The sequence below is a fragment of the Planotetraspora silvatica genome, assembly GCF_016863315.1.
In the GTDB taxonomy this organism is placed as follows: Bacteria; Actinomycetota; Actinomycetes; order Streptosporangiales; family Streptosporangiaceae; genus Planotetraspora; species Planotetraspora silvatica.
Window position 1 is genome coordinate 86082 of sequence record NZ_BOOQ01000021.1, and the last position, 18484, is coordinate 104565.

The following is an 18484-nucleotide window of genomic DNA, read 5'->3' on the forward strand; positions in this document are numbered from 1 at the left end:
GCTCGATATGTCGCCCTCGGAGGACGCCATGGCCCAGACATCGCACGTCATCACCAGTGCGCGCAGGAAACTGGACGAGCCGCACCGTGTCACCCTGCCGCTGGTCGGGACGGTGACCATGCCTCCGCCCGACCGCCTCGCCTTCTACGCGGTGCTGGGACTGCTCGGCGTCATGGAGATCGTCGAGTGGCCGATAGTGCTTCTCGTCGGGGCGGGCCATTTCCTCGCCCATCAGCGCCGGTACCCCGCGCTGATAGGGGTGGGCGAGGCCGCCGAGGCCGCGTAGCGGGTCACGGGCCGGCCAGCACCTCCGGAGTGATCTCCCCGAGGCTCGGGATGCCGCACACCATCATCGTGATGTCCAGATCGGCCAGCAGGCTGCGGATCACATGGCGGACTCCCGCCTCCCCCGCGAGCCCGAGTGCGTAGACGTAGGGACGGCCGAGCAGCACCGCCCTGGCGCCCAGGGCGAGCGCCTTGATCACATCCGACCCGGTGCGGATCCCGCTGTCGAACAGCACGCTGATCCGGTCCCCCACGGCCGCGGCCACCGCAGGCAGGGCGTCCAACGAGGCGATCGCCCCGTCGGCCTGCCGTCCGCCGTGGTTGGAGACGACGACGCCGTCCATCCCCGCGGCGGCGGCGCGGCGCGCGTCGTCGGCGTGCAGGATGCCCTTCAGGATGATCGGGCCGTCCCAGCGTTCCCGCAGGAACGGGAGGTCCTTCCAGCTCAATGACGCGTCGCCGAAGGTCGCCGTCCAGGCGAGGACGGCGTCGTGCAGGTCGTGGTCGCCGATCGGAGAGCCGACCGCCTTCTGGAACACCGGATCGGTGACGTAGTTGGCGAGGCCGATCCCTCGGAGGAAGGGCAGGAATGCCTGGTCCAGGTCACGCGGCCGCCAGGCGAGCGTGTGGCTGTCCAGCGTGACGACGAGGGCGCGATAGCCGGCCGCCCGCGCGCGGTCGAGGAAGCTTTCTGCCAGGTCGCGGTCCTTCGGCCAGTAGAGCTGGAACCACCGGGGGCCGCCCTCGCTCGCCTCCGCCACCTGCTCGATCGAGTGGGCGGCGGCCGTGCTCAGCACCATGGTCGTGCCGAGGCCTGCCGCGGCGCGGGCCACGGCGAGCTCCCCTTCGGGATTCATGATCGCCAGAACCCCGACCGGGGCGAGCAGAACCGGCGCGGGCATCCGCGCGCCGAACAACTCCAGCGACGTGTCCGGTTCCGCGACGCCGCTCAGCATCCTCGGGACGATGCGGTGCCGCTCGAAGGCCGCGCGGTTGGCACGCGCGGTGGATTCCGTGCCGGCGGCCCCGGCGACATAGGCGAACGCCCGGGGCTCGAGCCGCTCTCCCGCCGTCCGTTCCAGCGCGTCGAGGTCGGTCGGCAGGCCGGGCAGCACGCCTTCGAGCCCGCGGAAATAGATTTCGCGCTGATAATCGGCGAGCACAGCCATGATCGCTCCCCTTCCTGTGACGCGGCTCAGGCGGGTGTCCGGCCGTGCGGCCGCATCGGGCGATCAGCGAGTCTCCTGCGGGCGATCATCGACCGCCCCACCTCGCACCTTGCACTATGCAAGATCTCGATACCGTCGACACTACGCCTGCGATTTCCGCCCGGGTGAGGCAGCTTGGCTCTCTCCCCCGTGGTGGCCCCGCGGGGATCCGATTTCCTCGTCCGGGACTCCCAGCGGAGGACCGTAGTCTCACCGGTATGAATCTTGGACGGTTGAGCAGCGCGGGCCTGATGCCGCCCGGTGGCGCGAGGGCACGGGAGTCCGCGAGGTCCCGGCGCCGGGCACGCTCGTCCGCCCAGACGCGATGAGCGACACCACGGACACGGCCCCTGAGCTGAGCCCGCGCCGGCCCTTCGCGCTTCGTCTCCCCCCGGCGCTGCTGGCCTGCGCGGCCGTGCCGGTAGGGATGATCACGCTGCCGTGGGCGGCGTTCATCGTGGTGATATCCGTGAGATCGCTGCTCGGCGGCTCCGATGGGACCTGGCTCGGGCTGGTGACGATGGGCGTCGCCCCCCTCGTCGGGTACCCGGCGGCGGCCGTGTTGTGGTCGCGCTCCCGCCGGGCCGCGACCCCGCGCCGAGCATGGATCCTCGCGCTGCTGGGCGTCGTCGTGATCGTCGCCGTTTCCTTCATGTCCGTTTACGCGCTCGGATACGGCTTCTACGACGAGTGGAAGGAGACCCAGCCCGGCGGCCGGGGCTATCACCCCTGACGAACCCGGGTGGGCCTTGCCGTACGAGGGCGCCCCTTCGAAGGGACGAGAATGTCCGCGGGGCGAGGTTGGCGACAACCGGTGCCTCCGTGATCGTCTCGCCGTAAGATCACAGGAGTGTTGCTGGGGAGAGACCCGGAGCTCGGGGTCATCGATCGGCTGGTTGACGATGTCCGGGCGAGCACGGGACGGGCCCTCGTGCTGAAGGGCGATCCGGGAATCGGCAAGTCGGCTCTGCTGGACCATGCGGTGATGCGAGCCGGGCGGGACATGCGTGTGCTCCGGGTGGCGGGTGTCGAGGGTGAGGCCGAGCTGCCCTACTCCGCCCTTCACCTTCTGCTGCGTTCCGTCGTCGACCGGATCGGCGTGCTGCCCGCTCCCCAGGCCGCCGCGCTCCGTGGCGCCTTCGGGATGGGGCCCGCCTCAGGCGCCGACCGCTTTCTGGTCGGGCTCGCCACCCTCACCCTGCTGTCCGAACTGGCCACGGAGCAGCCGCTGTTGTGCCTGGTCGACGATGGTCACTGGGTCGACACCGCATCCGCCGACGCTCTGCGTTTCGCGGGACGCCGCCTTGAGCACGACCCCGTCGGCCTGATGATGGCGGCCAGGGACGGCGGGCGACCGGCCGGCCACGCGTCGTCCTCCACGGACCTGCCGGTCATGTGGCTCGGCGGACTGCCGCACGACGCGGCGGCGGCCCTGCTCGCCCAGGAGGCTCCCGGTTTGTCGGCGCGGCTCCGAGACCGGGTGCTGGCCGCCGCGGGCGGCAATCCGCTCGCCCTGCGGGAACTGCCCAAGACGGTGGGAGACGAGGACTCGCCCACTGATCCACTGCCGATCACCGAACGCCTGCAACGCGCCTTCACCGGGCAGATCGACCGGTTGGCGGAGGCCACCAGGAATCTCCTCGTCATCGTCGCGGCGGAGGGCACCGGTGAGCTGGGCACGGTCATGCGGGCCGCCGACCAACTCGGGGTGCCGACGACGGCCCTGGCCGAAGCCGAGCAGGCCGGACTCGTCGTCGTCACCGCCGGCTCGGTGCGGTTCCGGCATCCGCTGGTCCGGACCGCGGCCTACCAGGGCGCCCTGTTCACCCAACGGCGTACCGTGCACCAGGCCCTTGCCGGCATCGTCGCCGGGAGCGATCCGCACCGATGGGCCTGGCATCTCGCCGCCGCGGCGTTCGGACCGGACGAGAGAGCCGCCGCCGCCCTGGAACGGACGGCGGAGAGCTCTGTGCAACGGGACGGCCAGGCCGCGGCCGTCGCGGCCTACGAGCGGGCGGCACAACTCAGCGAGGACGGTACGGCGCAGAGCCGGCGCCTGTCGGCCGCCGCCATGGCGGCGATCGAGGCCGGCCTGTTCCAGCGCGCCGAGGAGTTGTGCGACGCGGCCGCGCGGCTCACCGATGAACCGGTCGTCCTCGCCCGGCTGGCCAACGCCCGTGGCCGGCTGGAGTTCGAGCATGGCAGCCCGCGGGTCGCCGCGCGCCTCACGCTCGACGGAGCCGTCAAAATCGCCGTCGAGGCGCCGGCCGAGGCCGCCGGAATGCTGGTGCTGGCGACCTACTACGCCGGGCACGGCGTGGACCTCCCGCTGGCGGGTGAAGCGGTGGCGATCCTGGACACCCTCGATCTGCCGGCGGACCACGACTTCCAGCCGTACATGCGTCAGGCACGCGGCTTCTACAAGATCATCGCGGGTGATGTCGCCGACCCCGCCATGTTCTTCGCGCTCCGTCCCACCTCGGTCTGGGAGCGGACCTGGACGGCGCGCGTGCTCACCGTCGCCGGGCACGCGTCGGCGGCGCTGGAGATGTCCGCGGCCATGGTCGCCGAGACCCGGACGACCGGGCTCATCGGGCACCTCGCCAACGCGCTCTTTCACCAGGCCTGCGCTCAGGCGCTGCTCGGGCGGCATCAGGCCGCGGCCGAGTCGGCCGAACAGGCCCTCACGATCGCGGCCGACACGGGCCAGGGCTCGGTCGCGACCTATCTGCGCGGCCTGCTCGCCTGGCTGGCGGCGCTGGACGGGGACGACGAGCGATGCGTCGCCTACGCCGACGAGGCGATCCGCTATGCCGACGACCATCGCGCCCCGCCCAGCGCGGCGGACGCCACCTGGGCGCTGGCCCTGCTCGATCTCGGTCGCGGCCGCTACGAATCCGCGCTGAGCCGAATGGAGAACCGGTGGCGCTCCTGGCCGTACAGCACCGCATGGGCCCGGAGCACCGCCGACCATGTCGAGGCCGCGATCCGGGCCGGGAAGCCCGGCATCGCGGCCCGGCTCGTCGGCGAACTCGAAGCCGACATCGGGAAGCTTCTCGACCCGTGCGGCCCGTCCATCGTGGCCCGTTGCCGCGCCCTGGTCAGCCCGGCGGAGGAGGCCGAACACCACTTCAGGACGGCCCTGGGGCCGGGAGCGTGCGAGGACCGGCCGTTCGAGCGGGCGCGCACGCTGCTCGTCTACGGCGAGTGGCTCCGGCGTGAGCATCGCAAGACCGAGGCGCGGGTCCAGCTCCGGGCGGCTCTGGAGATCTTCCGGCGCACCGGGGCGGAGCTCTGGGCGAGCCGCGCCCAGGCCGAACTACGGGCCACCGGCGACCGCTCTGCCACCCGTGTCCCCGAATCCCGCCTGGTCGGCCGGCTGACCCCTCAGGAACTCCAGGTCGTACGGCTCGCCGCGACCGGTGCCACCAACCGTGACATCGGAGCGCAGATGTTCCTCAGTCCGCGCACGGTGGCCCAGCACCTCTACCGGGCGTTCCCCAAGCTCGGCATCACCACCCGCACCGAACTCGCCGCCCTCGACCTCGATCTCTGACCGAGTCCGGGCACGTGCCCGTGTGGAGGCGATGCCGGCGGATATACGCGGCCTGCCGGACATGGCACACGCTCTTCGGTCGCACGAACCTTTGCGGGGAACGAATTGAGTCATCTGACTTAGTTCTCCGATCGCGGTCGAATTCGAAATGGCGACCGGTTTAACCCGTCACGGACCGCCGGTGAACGGCCAGAGCCGCCCTCGTGGCGATTTTGAGCATTCCGTCGGATTCATTTGAAGATCGCGCCCTCATACCGTTGCCGATGGATAACGGCCAATTCGACGGGAAGGCCCCCCATGAAGAACATCTTGCAGCGGACCGCCGTGCTCGCGGGTGCCGCGGCCCTGGCCGGCACGGTGATGGCGGCTCCGGCCTCCGCCGCCACCCCCGCCAGCATCTGCGGCTCCGGTTACTACGTGCTCGACTCGCACGCCGTCGGCGCCTACGCGACGGTCTACGTGCTGTACAAGAGCGGCGGCGACAACTGCGCCGTCACCCTCCTGAAGAAGCCGGACGGCAAGAAGCACCAGCTCGGCGTCTACCTTCGGTACCAGGGTGGCACGATGCAGAAGGACGTGGACATGTACAGCACCTACGCCGGCCCTGTGTATGTGCACGCCCCGTCGAAGTGCATCGAGTGGAGCGGCCTGTCCGGCATCGACGACGGCACCTACGTCAGCCCTTGGGAGTTCTGCGACTGACCCGTCGCCCAGGTGCGTGGACCCCGCTCCCCGGCCAATGGGGCGCGGGGTCTTTCCGATCACTGATTTCCGTACGGCAGGCCTGAACATAAGGGGAAGCCCTTGTACGGCATACGACGAAAAGGTAAGAAACGACTCAGACTACTGGCCGCATCGTTGGGCATGGCAACGCTCGCGAGCATGCTGATCGGCCTGCCCGCCCAGGTCGCGCGGGCGGACCCGGCCGGAGCGCCGACGTACCGGGCGCTGGCCGGCGGCGGCTCGGCGACGACCCAAGGCCTGATGGACGCGCTGGCGAATGTGATCACGGTGAACGGGCAGAAAGTGCTGGCCTCCTACTCCGCGGCCACCCCCCCGCTGAACTCGGCCACGATCACCACCAAGGACCCCGCGACCAATCCGGGCTGCACGCTGACCCGCCCGGCGGACGACGCGAGCGCACAGGGCGCCCTGCGGTACTCGATGGGGGCCGGCGACGGGTGTCTCGACTTCGCCCGGCTGGCTGGCGAGCCGATCCAGCAGTCGATCAACCCGGTCACCGACGTCACGTACATGCCGTACGCGCTGGACGGGATCACGTACGCGACGAACCGGGGCAACGTCCTGAACGGCCCGAGCCTGGACTTCCTGCACGCGGTCTACACCTGCGCGGCCACCTCGACGCCGTTCCACCCCCTGCTGCCGGCCTCGGGGTCGCAGTTGCGCAGTGAGTGGCTGGCGGCCATCGACATCAGCGAGGAGGACGTGCGCGGCGGGAAGTACCCGTGCGTCAAGGACACCGACTCGGCCGGACGGCCGATCGGCGAGAACGACATCTCGCCGCTGAACACCGACCATGCCGCGATCTTGCCGGTGTCGATCGGGCAGTACGTGGCGCGCGGATGGAGCAACGTCCGGATCGGGAACATCCAGCTCGCGCCGGAGACCGACGGGCGGGGTCCGGTGGTGCCCAACACCGCCGCGTTCCCCGACGGCGTCGGCTACACCTCGTACACCCCGTTGACGGGCGAGCTGACCGCCCAGGAGTTGACGGACGTCTACCAGTGCCGGATGACGGAGATCGGCTCGGCTCCGGTGACGCCGGTGCTCCCGGCGGCGAGTTCGGTACGGTCGGCGTGGCTGGCGAGGGTCGGCATCACCGAAGCCGACATCACCGCGGGCAAGTACCCGTGCATCCGCACCAAAGGAAGCGACGGCGCCCCGATCCCGGTCAACGACGGCACCGTGGCGGCGAGGACGGAGATCCTGCCGTACTCCATCGCCGAGTACATCCGCCAGGCGGTCGGCTACAGCGGCGGCGTGACGACCGTGGACAAACGCAACGACCGCACACTGGGCGGCCTCATTCAGAGCGACGGGGTGGTGAAACGGCCGTTCGTGCTCAACACCGGCTACGGCCGTCCGCTGGTGCACCGGTTGTACAACGTGATCCCCGCGGAGAAGCAGCGGATCAGCCCGTGGCGGGAGGTCTTCACCGGAAGAACCTCGCTGATCTGCCAGAACACCGCGCTCATCGAGACCTACGGGTTCACCCCGCTGGCCCCGGAGGCCTGTGGCGGCGGCGATCGCCCGCTTACCGACCCGGCGCCGCCCAGCTACCGGATCCGGAATGTGAAGAGCGGCAAATGTCTGGCGATCGACGGCGGAAGCACCGCCAGCGCCGCGCAGGCCGTGCAGCGGACCTGCACCAGCGGCGGCACCGAACAGCGGTGGACCTGGTACGGGACGACGGGACGGCAGCTCAAGAACACCCGCAGCGGGCAGTGCCTGGCGATCGGCGGCGGCAACACCGCCAACGGCGCGCAGGCCATCCAATGGCCCTGCGGGACCGGGAACGAACAGCAATGGATCCTGCAAGCCGACCCGGCGGGCGCACAGAACCGCCTCAAGAACCTCAACAGCTCGCTGGTGTTGTCGGTCTCCGGTGGGGGCAGCACCGCGGACGGCGCCAAGGTGATCCAGTGGGCGGTCAACAACGGCCCCGAACAGGGCTGGACCCTGGAGACCGCCACCACCGCGGCACTCGATGAAGACACGACGGGCGCGCCGACCAGCGCGCTTGTCTCCGCCACGGCAGGCGTCGCACCGGCGAAGGCGGCGGCCGGCGAGTACGCCTCGGTGACCTACCCGGCGCGGATGGTCGACTTCCGCAACGGCAGGTGCAGAATGCAGGGCTGGTGGAGCCAGGCGAACCTCAGGCCCGGCACCGGGCCCATCGGTGGTGCCTTCCTGGACACCACCGCGTATGTCGTCGGCCCCAAGTGCGCGATCACGATGCAGCTGCAGGTCGTCAGCTACCAGTTGAGAATCGTGGAGTCATTCACCGCCGACTTCTACTACGACGCCAGTCAGCCCACCTGGAGCGGCCACAACGAGCGCTGGAAGTTCTGGGGCCCCATCCTCGGCGGGGCCTACGTGCCGAAAATCAACAACATGGTCTATCTCCTCAGCTACACCCTGAAGGACATGACCGACCCGAACGGTCTTCCCTCGATCGGTCAGGTCTGGGGACCGAAGGCGAACTGGTGCGACCACTGGCGCCCGCCGAGCAGCCCGCCTGGCTGCACCGCGTGACACCCACGGATCTCCCGCGCCCCGGCATCTCCCGCGCACCCCGCTCGGGACATGCCGGGGCGCACATCTCGTGCTCATGAGGCTCCCCACGATGGGACTCTCACCTCATCACCGGTGAGCGACACGACGTATCGCCGGCCGGACCACGTCTCCGGTTCACGACGTCACGTCGTCGTGGGCGACGGTGACGACGATCTTGCCGACCTGGCCGTTGGCCTCCACGTAGTGGTGGGCCGCGGCGATGTCCGCGAGGTCGAAGGTGCGGTCGATGACCGGGGTGAAGGATCCCGAGGCGAGGCCCGCGTTGACGAAGGCGACAGCGCGGCGCAGGCGCTCAGGATTCGTGGTTATCGCGTGCATGTTGTAGGTGCTGCTGGTCAGTTCCGGGTAGGCGTGCGCGTTGGGCAGCGGGGTGAGGCGAGGGTCGAGAGCGCCGTAGACGACCAGGCTGCCGCCGGGGGCGATGCCCTGGGCGATGGTCTCGACGCCGGGGCCGGCGATCGGGTCGAAGGCCAGGCGGACGCCTTCACCGCCGGTGATCTCCTTGACGCGGGCAGGGAGGTCCTCCGCGTCGGTGGCGATGACGTGGGCCGCGCCGGCGTCCAGGAGGCACTGCTTCTTGCCGATGCCGCGCGTGGTGGCGATGGGGATCGCGCCGATGTGGCGGGCGATCTGGATGGCGGCCAGTCCGACGCTGCTGGAGGCCGCGGTGATCAGGACATGGTCGCCGGGACGTACCTGGCCGGACTCGACGAGGGGGCCGTAGGCGGTGATGTAGGCCATCCACACGGCCGCGGCCTGCACGGGGTCGACATCTGCCGGACGGGGGACGACGGCGGCGGCGGGAACGATGACGTGGTCGCCGTAGGTGCCGTACTCGCTCTGCAGGAACGAGGGCACGACGGCGACCGGGTCGCCCTCGGCGAGGCCGCCCACTCCCTCGCCGACCGCCTCGACCACACCTGCGGCCTCGTAACCGAGTTTGGAGGGGAAGACCGGCCTGTCGAAGTAGACGCCCTCGCGGTACATGATCTCGGCCCGGTTCAGGCCGATCGCGTCGACGCGGATCCGCACCTCTCCCGCTCCCGGAGCGCCCACCTCCACGTCGCGGAGGGTCAGGACCTCGGGTCCGCCGAGCCGGTCGAACTGTACAAGTCTTGCCATGGCGCATCCGTCCTAGGGGCGGCAATCGGGGAAGTGCACCGATTGAGCTCGGTGCTCACATCCACCCTGGCCCAAAGTTCGATGGCCGTCAAATATTGAGCACCATCGAAAGATGTACTCGTCGGGCGAGCGGCGCCGACCGGGCGACCTCAGGCCACGCCCGCCTCGGACTCCGCGGCGGAGGCGTCCACCACGGCCGTCAGCAAGCCGGGGAACTGCTCTTCCATCTCATCCGCGCGCAGCGTGTTCAGCTTCGCCGTCCCCACGTAGTACTGCCGGATCACGCCGGCCTCGCGCAGCACGTTGAGGTGGTGGGTGAGCGTCGAGAGCGACACCGGCGCGTCGAAGGTGCCGCAACTCTTGTCCTCACCCGCCCCGGCCAGCTGGGACACCACCATGCGCCGGACCGGATCCACCAACGCCTCCAGGACCTGCTGCAGCGAAACCTCCGACAGATCGGGGTGTTCCACAGTCCGAGCGGCGGTGCGGGGGCGGGCCACGGTTGACTCCTTGAGACGGCATCGATCCGATCCGGCCATAGTACGACCGGCATCGAAACCGGACCTGCTCCAAGATCGATCTCACCGGTGCCGGCCGCACCGAGATGCACCCCCGGAAAGGGAACTCACCGGCGTGCGGCATGTGGGCTCAGGAGACGCTCGCCATGGCGAGGTTGTCGCGGCGTTCCTGGAGATGGGCCCACCCGATGAGGCCGAACAGGACGGCGAGGAGGACGGCGGAGGAGCCGACGGTTCCGAGGTCGAGACCGCCCTTGGCGGTCGGCTTGGTGAGGAGGTCACCCGCGGTGGCACCGAAGGGTCGGGTCAGGACGAAGGCGAGCCAGAACAGCAGCACGTTGGGCACGGCGGGGACGTACTTCAAGGCGAGAAGCAGCGCGAGCAGAGCGGTGATGAGCACCACGCCTCCGCTGTAGCCGAGGCCTGAGCTGTCGGACAGGAAGTCGCCCAGGGAGGTGCCGAGCGTGTTGGAGACGAGGATCGCCGACCAGAAGAGGGTTTCGCCGCGGAAGGTGTCGATGTCACGGATCGCGAAGGTCAGCCCGGTGAACTTCCAGACGACGAAGACGGCGACGAGGATCGAGATCAGGATCGCGGCGCCGGCGGGGTAGCCCAGGCCGAGGCCCTGCGGCCCCCAGCCCAGCGACGTCGCTCCATCGGGCAGGTATTCGGCGCCGGCGTCGCGGTTCATGAAGTCCGACATCGTCGTGCCGGCCATGCTGGTGGACAGGATTACCGTCCAGTAGAAGAACGGGTTGTACCGCTTGGAGGCGAGCTGGATCACCAGGGTGACGAGGAAGATCAGGAGCAGCGCGACCGTGGTGAGGAAGTATCCGATCTTCAGCGTCTGGGCGAACAGGTCGCCGGCGGTCTCGCCGAGCGTGGTGGCGGCGACCTTCATGATCCAGAAGGCCAGCGTGACCTCGGGCAGCTTCTTCATCACGTAGTCGCCGGGCCGCTGGATCCAGTGCATGTCCCTACTGGGCGCCTGGTCGTCGTTTCGCACGCTTGAGTCCCCTCACTTCCCGTGACCGATGCCTTGCGGAGATGCGGTACGACGCTCCGGAGCGCCTGACGCCCCAGACGGCGGGGCGACGGCCAGAGGGCGAGTGCGGGGCCCCGTTCAACACCTGCACGATCGCATCGCCCTCGCGTCGATTCAGCAGGGCGTCTCCAGCGGCGGATGCCGCCGGGCGGAGTCGACCGAAGCCGCGAGATCGTCAGCTCGCTCCATGCGCCACAACCGCGCCGCATCACCATCAGTAATCACTACATCACTAAAGGCTACTGATGTGCATCGGGCAGCGCGGGAGGATCGGGTAAGCAAAGACGGAACTTCACCTCAAGGACCGGGAAGCACCGAGCGCCGCGAACGCGGCCTCGTCCGCCAGTAGTCGGTCGGCGCACCCTGTCCGGCACCTCATACGTAGACGGCGGCACACCCGGTGCCGCCGTCTACGTCACTTATTTCGCGGGGTCACGCCACCCGATCTTCACCCGATCCTCGACCGGGCTGAGAATCCGGGCCCACCCACTCACGCGGAGCATCCCGGAGGGCTTCCGGGCGGGGGCCAGCCGGCGCACCAGTTGGCCTTCGGCCCCCAGACCTGGCCGGTCGAGAAGGAGACGTCGGTGGTGGTGAGGTCCTTGAGCTTGAAGTTCAGCAGATAGGGGACGTTGCCGACCTTGATGTCGTAGGACCCGCCCTGGATCGGGCCCCAGAACATCCAGCGCTCGTTCTTTCCCGGGCCGGTCGGCTTACTGGCGTCGAACCAATGGTCCGTGGACATGAGCCAATCGGCTCGCCGATCGTAGTTGACGCCGCGGAACTCCATCGTGACCAGGCATTTGGGGCCGTCGACGTACCCGTCGACGTAGAGGAAGGTGCCGCCGATCGGCGCGCTCGCGCCGCCCTTGCCGTAGGCGCCCATCCTCCACCAGCCCTGGAACCGGCACCTTCCGTGGCGGACGTCGACCATGCGCTCCGGATAGTGCGCGGCGACGAACTCGCTGGTCGTGGCGGCGCTGGTCAGACGGGTGGCGGCCGGACCGGTGCCGGTCGTGGCCGCGAGGGTCGTCGGCGCGCTCAGAACGTCCTCCCCCGGCGAGGCCGTCGTGGCCGTCTGGAGCGTCCAGCTCTGTTCGGAGGAGCCGTCCGCCGTCCACTGCACGACCCTGACCCCGTCCGCCGTGTCGCCGCCCGGGACCGTCAGCATCTTGCCGCTGCGGACGTTCTTGAAGCCGACCGCGGTGCTTCCCGCCCCCGCCGTCGACATCCACTGCTGCCCGGTATCGGAACCACACGGCGCCAGGACGGCCTGCGCGCCGGACAGGTCACCCGTAGTCGCAACACATTTGCCACTGTTCGCGCTCTTGAGCTGCAGTTTGTCCGTTCCCGCCCAGCTCCATCGCTGCGCGGCGGCGCTGCCGCAGGTCCGCTGAACGACCGGGTCTCCGTTGGAGGTTCCGGCTGCCTCCAGGCACTTGCCGCTCCTTGCGTTGCGGATCGTGTAGGAGGGCGGCGTCGGATCGGAGAGCATCTGTGCTCCGCCGCCACATGCCTCCGGCGCCAGCGGAACGAAGCCATAGGTCTCGATGAGCGCGGTGTTCTGGCAGATCAGCGACGTGTCGCCGGTGAAGACCTCCCGCCATGGCGTGGCCCGCTGCTTCTCCGCGGGGACGACGTTGTAGAGCCGGTGGAGCAACGGGCGTCCGAAGGACGAATTGAGCACGAACGGCCGCTTCACGACCCCGTCGCCCTGGACCAGCCCGCCCAGCACGAGCCCGTAACGCTTGTCCTTGACCACCTGGGACTCGTCAAGGACGACCGCCTGCCGCAGGTACTCGGAGATCGAGAACGGGACGATCTCGTGCTCCGCGATCCCGAACCCGTCGTCGACGGGAGGCGGCGAGTCGTCCGGCCGCCACAGCCGCAGGCACGGGTACTGGCCGGCCTCGATGTCGGCCTCGGACATCTCCATCGTCTGCAGCCACCAACTCCGGACCAGGCTCGGCCCCGGCAGCACCGGCGTCACCCATTTCCCGTCGATGTACGACGTCGAGCACTGGTAGATGCTCCGCAGCTCGTCGAGGCTCAGATCCCGCAATTGCCCGCGGTGAATGGCGTAGCCGACCCCGCCGGGGAACACCTCGGTGTCGGGCACCACGGGGCCTCGCCCATCCGACTCGGGAACCGACCGGATGTTCCCGATTCGCACGTTGGGCCATCCCTCGGCCACGTAGCGGCCGATCGACACCGGCATGATCGCGTCCGGGTCCGCCGCCACCGGCGCGACGTCGTTCTCCCGGATCGGCTGGCCGGCGTTCGTGTCCTTGACGCACGGGTACTTTCCGCCGCTCACGTCCTCCTCACGGATGCCCAGCGCGGCCAGCCACTCGCTGCGCAACTGAGATCCCGATGCCGGTAGCAGCGGGTGGAGCGTGATGCCGGGCGTCGATCCGCAGGTGTAGACACCGCGAAGATAGGTCAGGCTCGGTCCGTACAGGTTCTTCGACGTGTTCATCGCGAAGGTGATCCCGTCCACCGCGAACGGCAGGTAGGTCACGTCCTTGACCGGCGCGATCGACTGCTGGTGCGGCTCGCCCGCCAACCGGGCGAAGTCGAGGCAGCCGTCGCCCCACGCCACCGAATTCCCCAGGGCCATCTGGCCTGAGGCGTCGCCTGCCGGCCGGTTCACCGTGCAGTTCGCCTTGGTCGTGATCGTGCTCGTCAGCCCAGGCCGGGCCGCGTCGTAGGACGACAGCACCTTCTGGCCGTTCACCGTCACCTTTTCCGCGAGCGCGTTCATCAACGCGTCCGTGGTCGCGGAGCCACCTCCGGCGAGCGCCCGGTACGTGGGTGCTCCACTCGGATCCGCATGTGCGGTCTGCATGGGCATGGCGCTCATCAAGGTCGCGAGCAACGTCGCACCGAGCGACGCGGCCAGCAATCTATACCGGCCAGTTTTCCTGACTTTTCGCCTTAAGCCGTTCAAGCACTTTCCCTTTGTGTTCGCATGCGGACGGAGCGGGAAATCATCGGAGATGACCTTTGTCAAGGCGGTCGGACGTGGCTTGGTAATACGTGTGGGCGTGCCGCTCAAACCACTTCGGGCCGTCCCTCGCTCGAAATACGTTCACTGAGGAAATATTCGGAGTCTGCGAAACGGAAGATGATCACAAGGCGAACGGTCGATGCCACTTGCGGGACCGATTGAAGATCATGATGCGAAGCACCGCGACCAAAGCCACGGTTCCGCTGGACCAGGGGCCCGCATCGGAGGGATCGTCACGCCGGTCGGCAGCATGACAGCCGCCGGTCGTCAATCAGGTGTTCATGTTCGGCTCCCGAAACGACTCCCCATTGTTTGATCTTGAAAGTCAATCTGGCACCCCGATCGCCCTTATAGATCAAGGGGTCCCTCCGTATGCGTAAGCGCATCATCGCCGTTGCGGCACTGAGCCTGACCACGCTCCTGTCCACGGCCGTCTCCGCTCAGACGGCCTCGGCCGCCGACGTTCAGACGTCCTCGGCCACCAGTCAGCAGGCCGCCTCCGGTGTGATCTACTGGTCCTTCCAGAATGCCTAGACCGACAAGTGCCTGACAATGTGGTCCAGCGGTGTCATCCGCGCCGTCGACTGCGACGGCGGCACCGCCCAGCAGTGGTACTGGCTCAACAGCGCATGGAATGTGGACGAGCTGGGCGAGCCCTATAGGCGGCTGAAGAACAGGTGGACGGGAAAGTGCCTGGTCGCCGTCGCCGAGGATGAGGACGTCAAATCCGGCCCATGCGACGACTGGACCAGCAGGCACTGGAGACTCCTGTCAGGAATCACCCTCTCCCAATTCTCATCCGACATCGCGGACGGCTGGCTCATGAACAACGTCGGTACCGACCACGTGCACTTGGGCTATGGGACTGGTTATACGGAATGCTGGTACAAGATCAGGATGAATTAGCACGTGTGAGGGGCGCAACGGCGTAGTGGCCGCAGGTCACCCGGGCCGAGGCGGTGATCGGGACGGCACTCCTCCTCTCCCCGCACCACGCCTGCGCCCCACCGCCGTGGTGTCAGCGCCACCTATTGTGTTGTCGCCAGCGAGTGGTAGTCCCCGGCCGAGATCTGGGTCACCCAGCTCAGCCCAGGCACGGCGACCGGGGTGCGGCGGCCGGTGAAGGTGCCGTCGCCGAGTTGCCCGTAGTAGTTGTCTCCCCAGGCCGCCACGGTGCCGTCCCAGCGCACCGCGAGGCTGTGGGAAAGGCCACCGGCGATCCGCGTCACCCCGCTCAACCCCGACACCTGCACGGGGGTGGTGTGGTTGCCGGTGGTTCCGTCACCGATCTGCCCACTGGCGTTTCTTCCCCAGGCGAGCACTGTGCTGTTCGAACGCACCGCAAGATTGTGGTAGCCGCCGGCGGCGATCTGGGTCACCTCTGTCGTCCCGGCCACCTGTACGGGCGTGGTGCGGTTGGTGGTGGTGCCGTCACCGACCTGCCCGAATTCGTTGTTGCCCCAGGCCACCACGGTGCCGTCCGTGCGTAACGCGACACCGTGGTAGTAGCCGCTCGCGATTTGCGTCACCCCGCTCAGGCCACTGACCGCGAGAGGGGTGGCGCGGTTGGTGGTGGTGCCGTCGCCGAGCTCCCCGAAGAGGTTAGAGCCCCAGGTCCACACGGTGCCGTCCGCGCGTAACGCGACACTGTGGTACCCGCCGGTGGCGATCTGGGTCACCCCTGTAAGCCCGGCCACCTTCACCGGGGTGGCGCGGTTGGTGGTGCTGCCGTCACCGAGCTCCCCGTAGGCGTTGTTGCCCCAGGCCCACACCGTGCCGTCCGAACGCAACGCCAGGCTGTCGTTGTAGCCCGCGGCGACCTGCACGATTCCGCTCACGCCGGTCACCTGCACAGGTGACGAGCTGGCCGTCGTCGTCCCGTTTCCCAGCTCGCCCTTGCTGTTGTCTCCCCACGCCCACACGGTGCCGTCCGCGCGTAACGCGACACTGTGGTAGGCGCCGCCCGCGACCTGGGTCGCGTGACTCAGGGCGATCGGCCGCACAGATGCCGAGTTGGTCAGCGGCGTCCCGGTGCCCAGCTGCCCGAAGCCACCCTGTCCCCACGCGTAGGAGTTGCCGCCGGTGGCAGCCGCCGACCCGGTGGGACTCAGCGCCGCCACAGCGCCACCGGTCACGACGGCGAGCACCGCGGCGACCACCGCGGTCCGCACTCGGACGCCCGGCACCCACCTTCGCAGCCGTCCCGCTCCTGCCGGCCCGGTGTGAGGAGAGCCGGGCGAAGCCTCAGGCATCAGATCAGTCATGCGATGCGTCCTTTGCGATTGGAGCAGCCATGTCGTCGGCTGTGGTCGGTGCCTGCCGCCGCCGGCCCGGCCTTGCGCCGGACCGTTCCACGCCAGACGACAGCAGGGTGGGGCGGGCCGGTTGATGGTCACTTGACGGCGGATTGCAGTTACGTGAGGTGGTGTTGTGAACCAGGGGCAGTCACTCCAAGCGAATACTTAAGCAGGCACTTGACTATTGCTGGCACGTGAGCGAATAGTTAAGTACATGCCTAACCATTCAGAAGCGGGTGTCCGGACGCCGGAACCCGCGGGGACAGAGGGAATCCGCCGACCCGCACCGAGCAGGGGGCCGTCATGAGAAGGACCCGCCGGCACGTGCTCGCCCTGCTGGGAACGGCGTTTTTCATGACCATCCTGGACGGCACCAGCCTGCTGTCGGCCCTGCCCTCCATCGAGGGTGATCTGGGGCTGCGCGGCCCCGCGATTCAGTGGGCGGTGACGGCCTACGCGTTGGCCTTCAGCGGCCTGCTGTTACCGTCCGGCCGGGCCGCCGACGTGCTGGGACGCCGCAGGGTGTTCCTGGCCGGGATGGCGCTGCGGGTGCTGTCGTCGCTGCTGTGCGGGCTGGCGCCCTCCCTCGAAGTGCTGGTGGCCGCCCGCGCCCTGCAGGGCGTCTCGGCGGCGATCATCGCTCCCGCCGCACTGTCCATGGTGATGAACGCCTTCCCCGAGGGCCCGGAGCGCAACAGGGCGCTCGGCGTCTGGGGCGGGCTCGGCGGGTTCGGGGCGACCGCGGGGCTGCTGCTCGGCGGGCTGATCACCGACACACTCGGCTGGCAGTGGGTCTTCTGGGTCAACGTGCCCATCGGGACGACGGTCCTGCTGCTGGCGCCGGCGCTGCTCCACGAGAGTCGTGCACACACACGAGGGTTCGACCTCGCGGGCGCGCTGGCGATCACTCCGGCACTCGTCCTGCTGGTGTACGTCCTCAGCCGGGTGCCGAGCGACGGGTTCGACGGCAGGCTGCCGGCCGCGGCGGCGGTGCTCGTCGCGCTGTTCGTGACGATCGAACGGCGTTCCGCGGCTCCCCTGCTGCCGCTTCGCCTGCTGCGCTCGCGGGTGCTGGTCGGGGGGAACCTGCTGCTGCTGATCGCCGGGATGTCGGTCGACGGCATGCTGATCACTCTGACATCGCACGTCCAGCGAGTGCTGGGCTGGTCCGCCGTGCAGTTCGGGCTGGCGGCCGCGGCGATGACCGCGGCGTCGGTGGCGGTCGCGCTGTTCAGCCGGCACGTGACGACCTGGGGCATACGGCGGCTCGCCGCCTCCGGAACCGTGCTGCTGGGCACGGCCTGCCTGCTGCTGACCCGGTTCTCGACCGACTACTCGCTCGGCCTCCTGCTCCTCGCACTGCTGGTGTTCGGCGCCGGGATGGGCACGGCGGCCGTGTGCTCGCAGATCTCCGCGCTGACCGGAGTCACCCAGCGCGACTCGGGCCTGGCCGCCGGGCTCGCCGACACCTCCTTCGCCATCGGCACCGCGCTCGGCGTCGCCATCTGCTCCAGCGTCGCCACCGCGAGGGCGTCCGCGATCGGCGGGCCCGCGACGCTCGCCCTCAGCTCCGGGCACCGCACCGCGTTCGCGACTGCCGCCGTCTTCGCCGCAGCGGGCCTGGTCGTCGCTCTGACCATGCTGGGCAAGCGCCCGAGCCGTCCGGATTCCAGGAACCCCGAGTCCCGCGGGGCCGGCGGCCGACCGGCGAGCGCCACCACGCCTTGACGCCTCAGCCTGGACCTCATCGCGAGCGCGCGGCGGCGACCACGGCCAGCACACCCGCACCGAGGATCGGGAGACCGATCGACAGGATGCCGAGGATCCCCAACAGCATCAGCACCACGCCCGACACCGCCAGCGCCAATCCCCGCCGGGGCGCCGCGTGGGCCACGCCGTAGATCCCGAGAAGCGCGGCCACGGCCAGCCCGCCGAGGAACCAGGCCGCCGCGTGGCCGCCTTGCTGGCGTATGAGGACCACGTACAGGACCAGCATGGCCACGGCGATCAGAACCGCGATCGCTGCCAGAGGATCCCAGCCGTTACGCGATGAGATCATGATTCATCGTCGCAGAGCCCAGGGCGCCGATCGAGACTTTCCCGCGAAATGCCTACTCGTCCGCAT

General features: G+C 69.1%; 15 protein-coding genes. 8 read left to right on the forward strand and 7 right to left on the reverse strand.

Annotation, left to right across the window (positions count from 1 at the left end):
* Window positions 1–28 precede the first annotated feature (28 nt).
* Window positions 29–286, forward strand: a complete 258-nt coding sequence (locus Psi02_RS16235) for a hypothetical protein (RefSeq protein ID WP_203974935.1) — start codon at window positions 29–31, stop codon at window positions 284–286.
* A 4-nt stretch (window positions 287–290) separates the two neighbouring features.
* On the opposite strand, the gene Psi02_RS16240 is transcribed toward Psi02_RS16235, so the two are convergent.
* On the reverse strand, window positions 291–1454 hold the full coding sequence (locus Psi02_RS16240) for a lactate 2-monooxygenase (RefSeq protein ID WP_203974936.1): 1164 nt from the start codon (window positions 1452–1454) through the stop codon (window positions 291–293).
* A 364-nt stretch (window positions 1455–1818) separates the two neighbouring features.
* On the opposite strand from Psi02_RS16240, the gene Psi02_RS16245 reads away from it, so the two are divergent.
* From Psi02_RS16245 to Psi02_RS16260, 4 genes are all read left to right on the forward strand, one after another.
* Window positions 1819–2226, forward strand: coding sequence for a hypothetical protein (locus tag Psi02_RS16245; protein ID WP_203974938.1), 408 nt, complete (start codon window positions 1819–1821; stop codon window positions 2224–2226).
* 117 nt (window positions 2227–2343) lie between these two features.
* Window positions 2344–5049, forward strand: coding sequence for an ATP-binding protein (locus tag Psi02_RS16250; protein ID WP_203974940.1), 2706 nt, complete (start codon window positions 2344–2346; stop codon window positions 5047–5049).
* Between the two features lie 297 nt (window positions 5050–5346).
* A complete protein-coding gene (locus Psi02_RS16255; RefSeq protein ID WP_203974941.1) occupies window positions 5347–5751 on the forward strand; it encodes a spore-associated protein A in 405 nt (134 codons plus the stop codon).
* A gap of 162 nt (window positions 5752–5913) precedes the next feature.
* On the forward strand, window positions 5914–8325 hold the full coding sequence (locus Psi02_RS16260) for an RICIN domain-containing protein (protein WP_203974942.1): 2412 nt from the start codon (window positions 5914–5916) through the stop codon (window positions 8323–8325).
* Between the two features lie 156 nt (window positions 8326–8481).
* Here the strand turns inward: Psi02_RS16260 and Psi02_RS16265 are convergent, their stop codons facing one another.
* The 4 genes from Psi02_RS16265 to Psi02_RS16280 form a co-directional block, all read right to left on the reverse strand.
* Entirely contained in the window at window positions 8482–9489 is a 1008-nt protein-coding gene (locus Psi02_RS16265) for a zinc-dependent alcohol dehydrogenase family protein (RefSeq protein ID WP_203974943.1), read from the reverse strand.
* Between the two features lie 149 nt (window positions 9490–9638).
* Window positions 9639–9989: an ArsR/SmtB family transcription factor gene (locus Psi02_RS16270; protein WP_239094933.1), complete on the reverse strand. Its 351-nt coding sequence runs from the start codon at window positions 9987–9989 to the stop codon at window positions 9639–9641.
* 148 nt (window positions 9990–10137) lie between these two features.
* Window positions 10138–11013 carry a COG4705 family protein gene (locus Psi02_RS16275; protein WP_203974945.1) on the reverse strand — a complete coding sequence of 292 codons (876 nt, stop codon included), beginning with the start codon at window positions 11011–11013 and terminating at the stop codon, window positions 10138–10140.
* A gap of 529 nt (window positions 11014–11542) precedes the next feature.
* Complete coding sequence (locus Psi02_RS16280; protein WP_203974946.1) at window positions 11543–13900, reverse strand: RICIN domain-containing protein; 2358 nt, start codon at window positions 13898–13900, stop codon at window positions 11543–11545.
* Window positions 13901–14434: 534 nt separating this feature from the next.
* On the opposite strand from Psi02_RS16280, the gene Psi02_RS16285 reads away from it, so the two are divergent.
* A complete protein-coding gene (locus Psi02_RS16285) occupies window positions 14435–14596 on the forward strand; it encodes a hypothetical protein (protein ID WP_203974947.1) in 162 nt (53 codons plus the stop codon).
* Between the two features lie 18 nt (window positions 14597–14614).
* Window positions 14615–14968, forward strand: coding sequence for a ricin-type beta-trefoil lectin domain protein (locus Psi02_RS16290; protein WP_203974949.1), 354 nt, complete (start codon window positions 14615–14617; stop codon window positions 14966–14968).
* Window positions 14969–15090: 122 nt separating this feature from the next.
* On the opposite strand, the gene Psi02_RS16295 is transcribed toward Psi02_RS16290, so the two are convergent.
* The gene (locus Psi02_RS16295) at window positions 15091–16326 is read right to left on the reverse strand and encodes an RCC1-like domain-containing protein (protein WP_203974951.1); all 1236 of its coding nucleotides are present in this window, start codon (window positions 16324–16326) and stop codon (window positions 15091–15093) included.
* Window positions 16327–16662: 336 nt separating this feature from the next.
* On the opposite strand from Psi02_RS16295, the gene Psi02_RS16300 reads away from it, so the two are divergent.
* Window positions 16663–18087: an MFS transporter gene (locus Psi02_RS16300; RefSeq protein WP_203974953.1), complete on the forward strand. Its 1425-nt coding sequence runs from the start codon at window positions 16663–16665 to the stop codon at window positions 18085–18087.
* A 16-nt stretch (window positions 18088–18103) separates the two neighbouring features.
* On the opposite strand, the gene Psi02_RS16305 is transcribed toward Psi02_RS16300, so the two are convergent.
* Window positions 18104–18418 carry a hypothetical protein gene (locus Psi02_RS16305; protein ID WP_203974955.1) on the reverse strand — a complete coding sequence of 105 codons (315 nt, stop codon included), beginning with the start codon at window positions 18416–18418 and terminating at the stop codon, window positions 18104–18106.
* Window positions 18419–18484 lie beyond the last annotated feature (66 nt).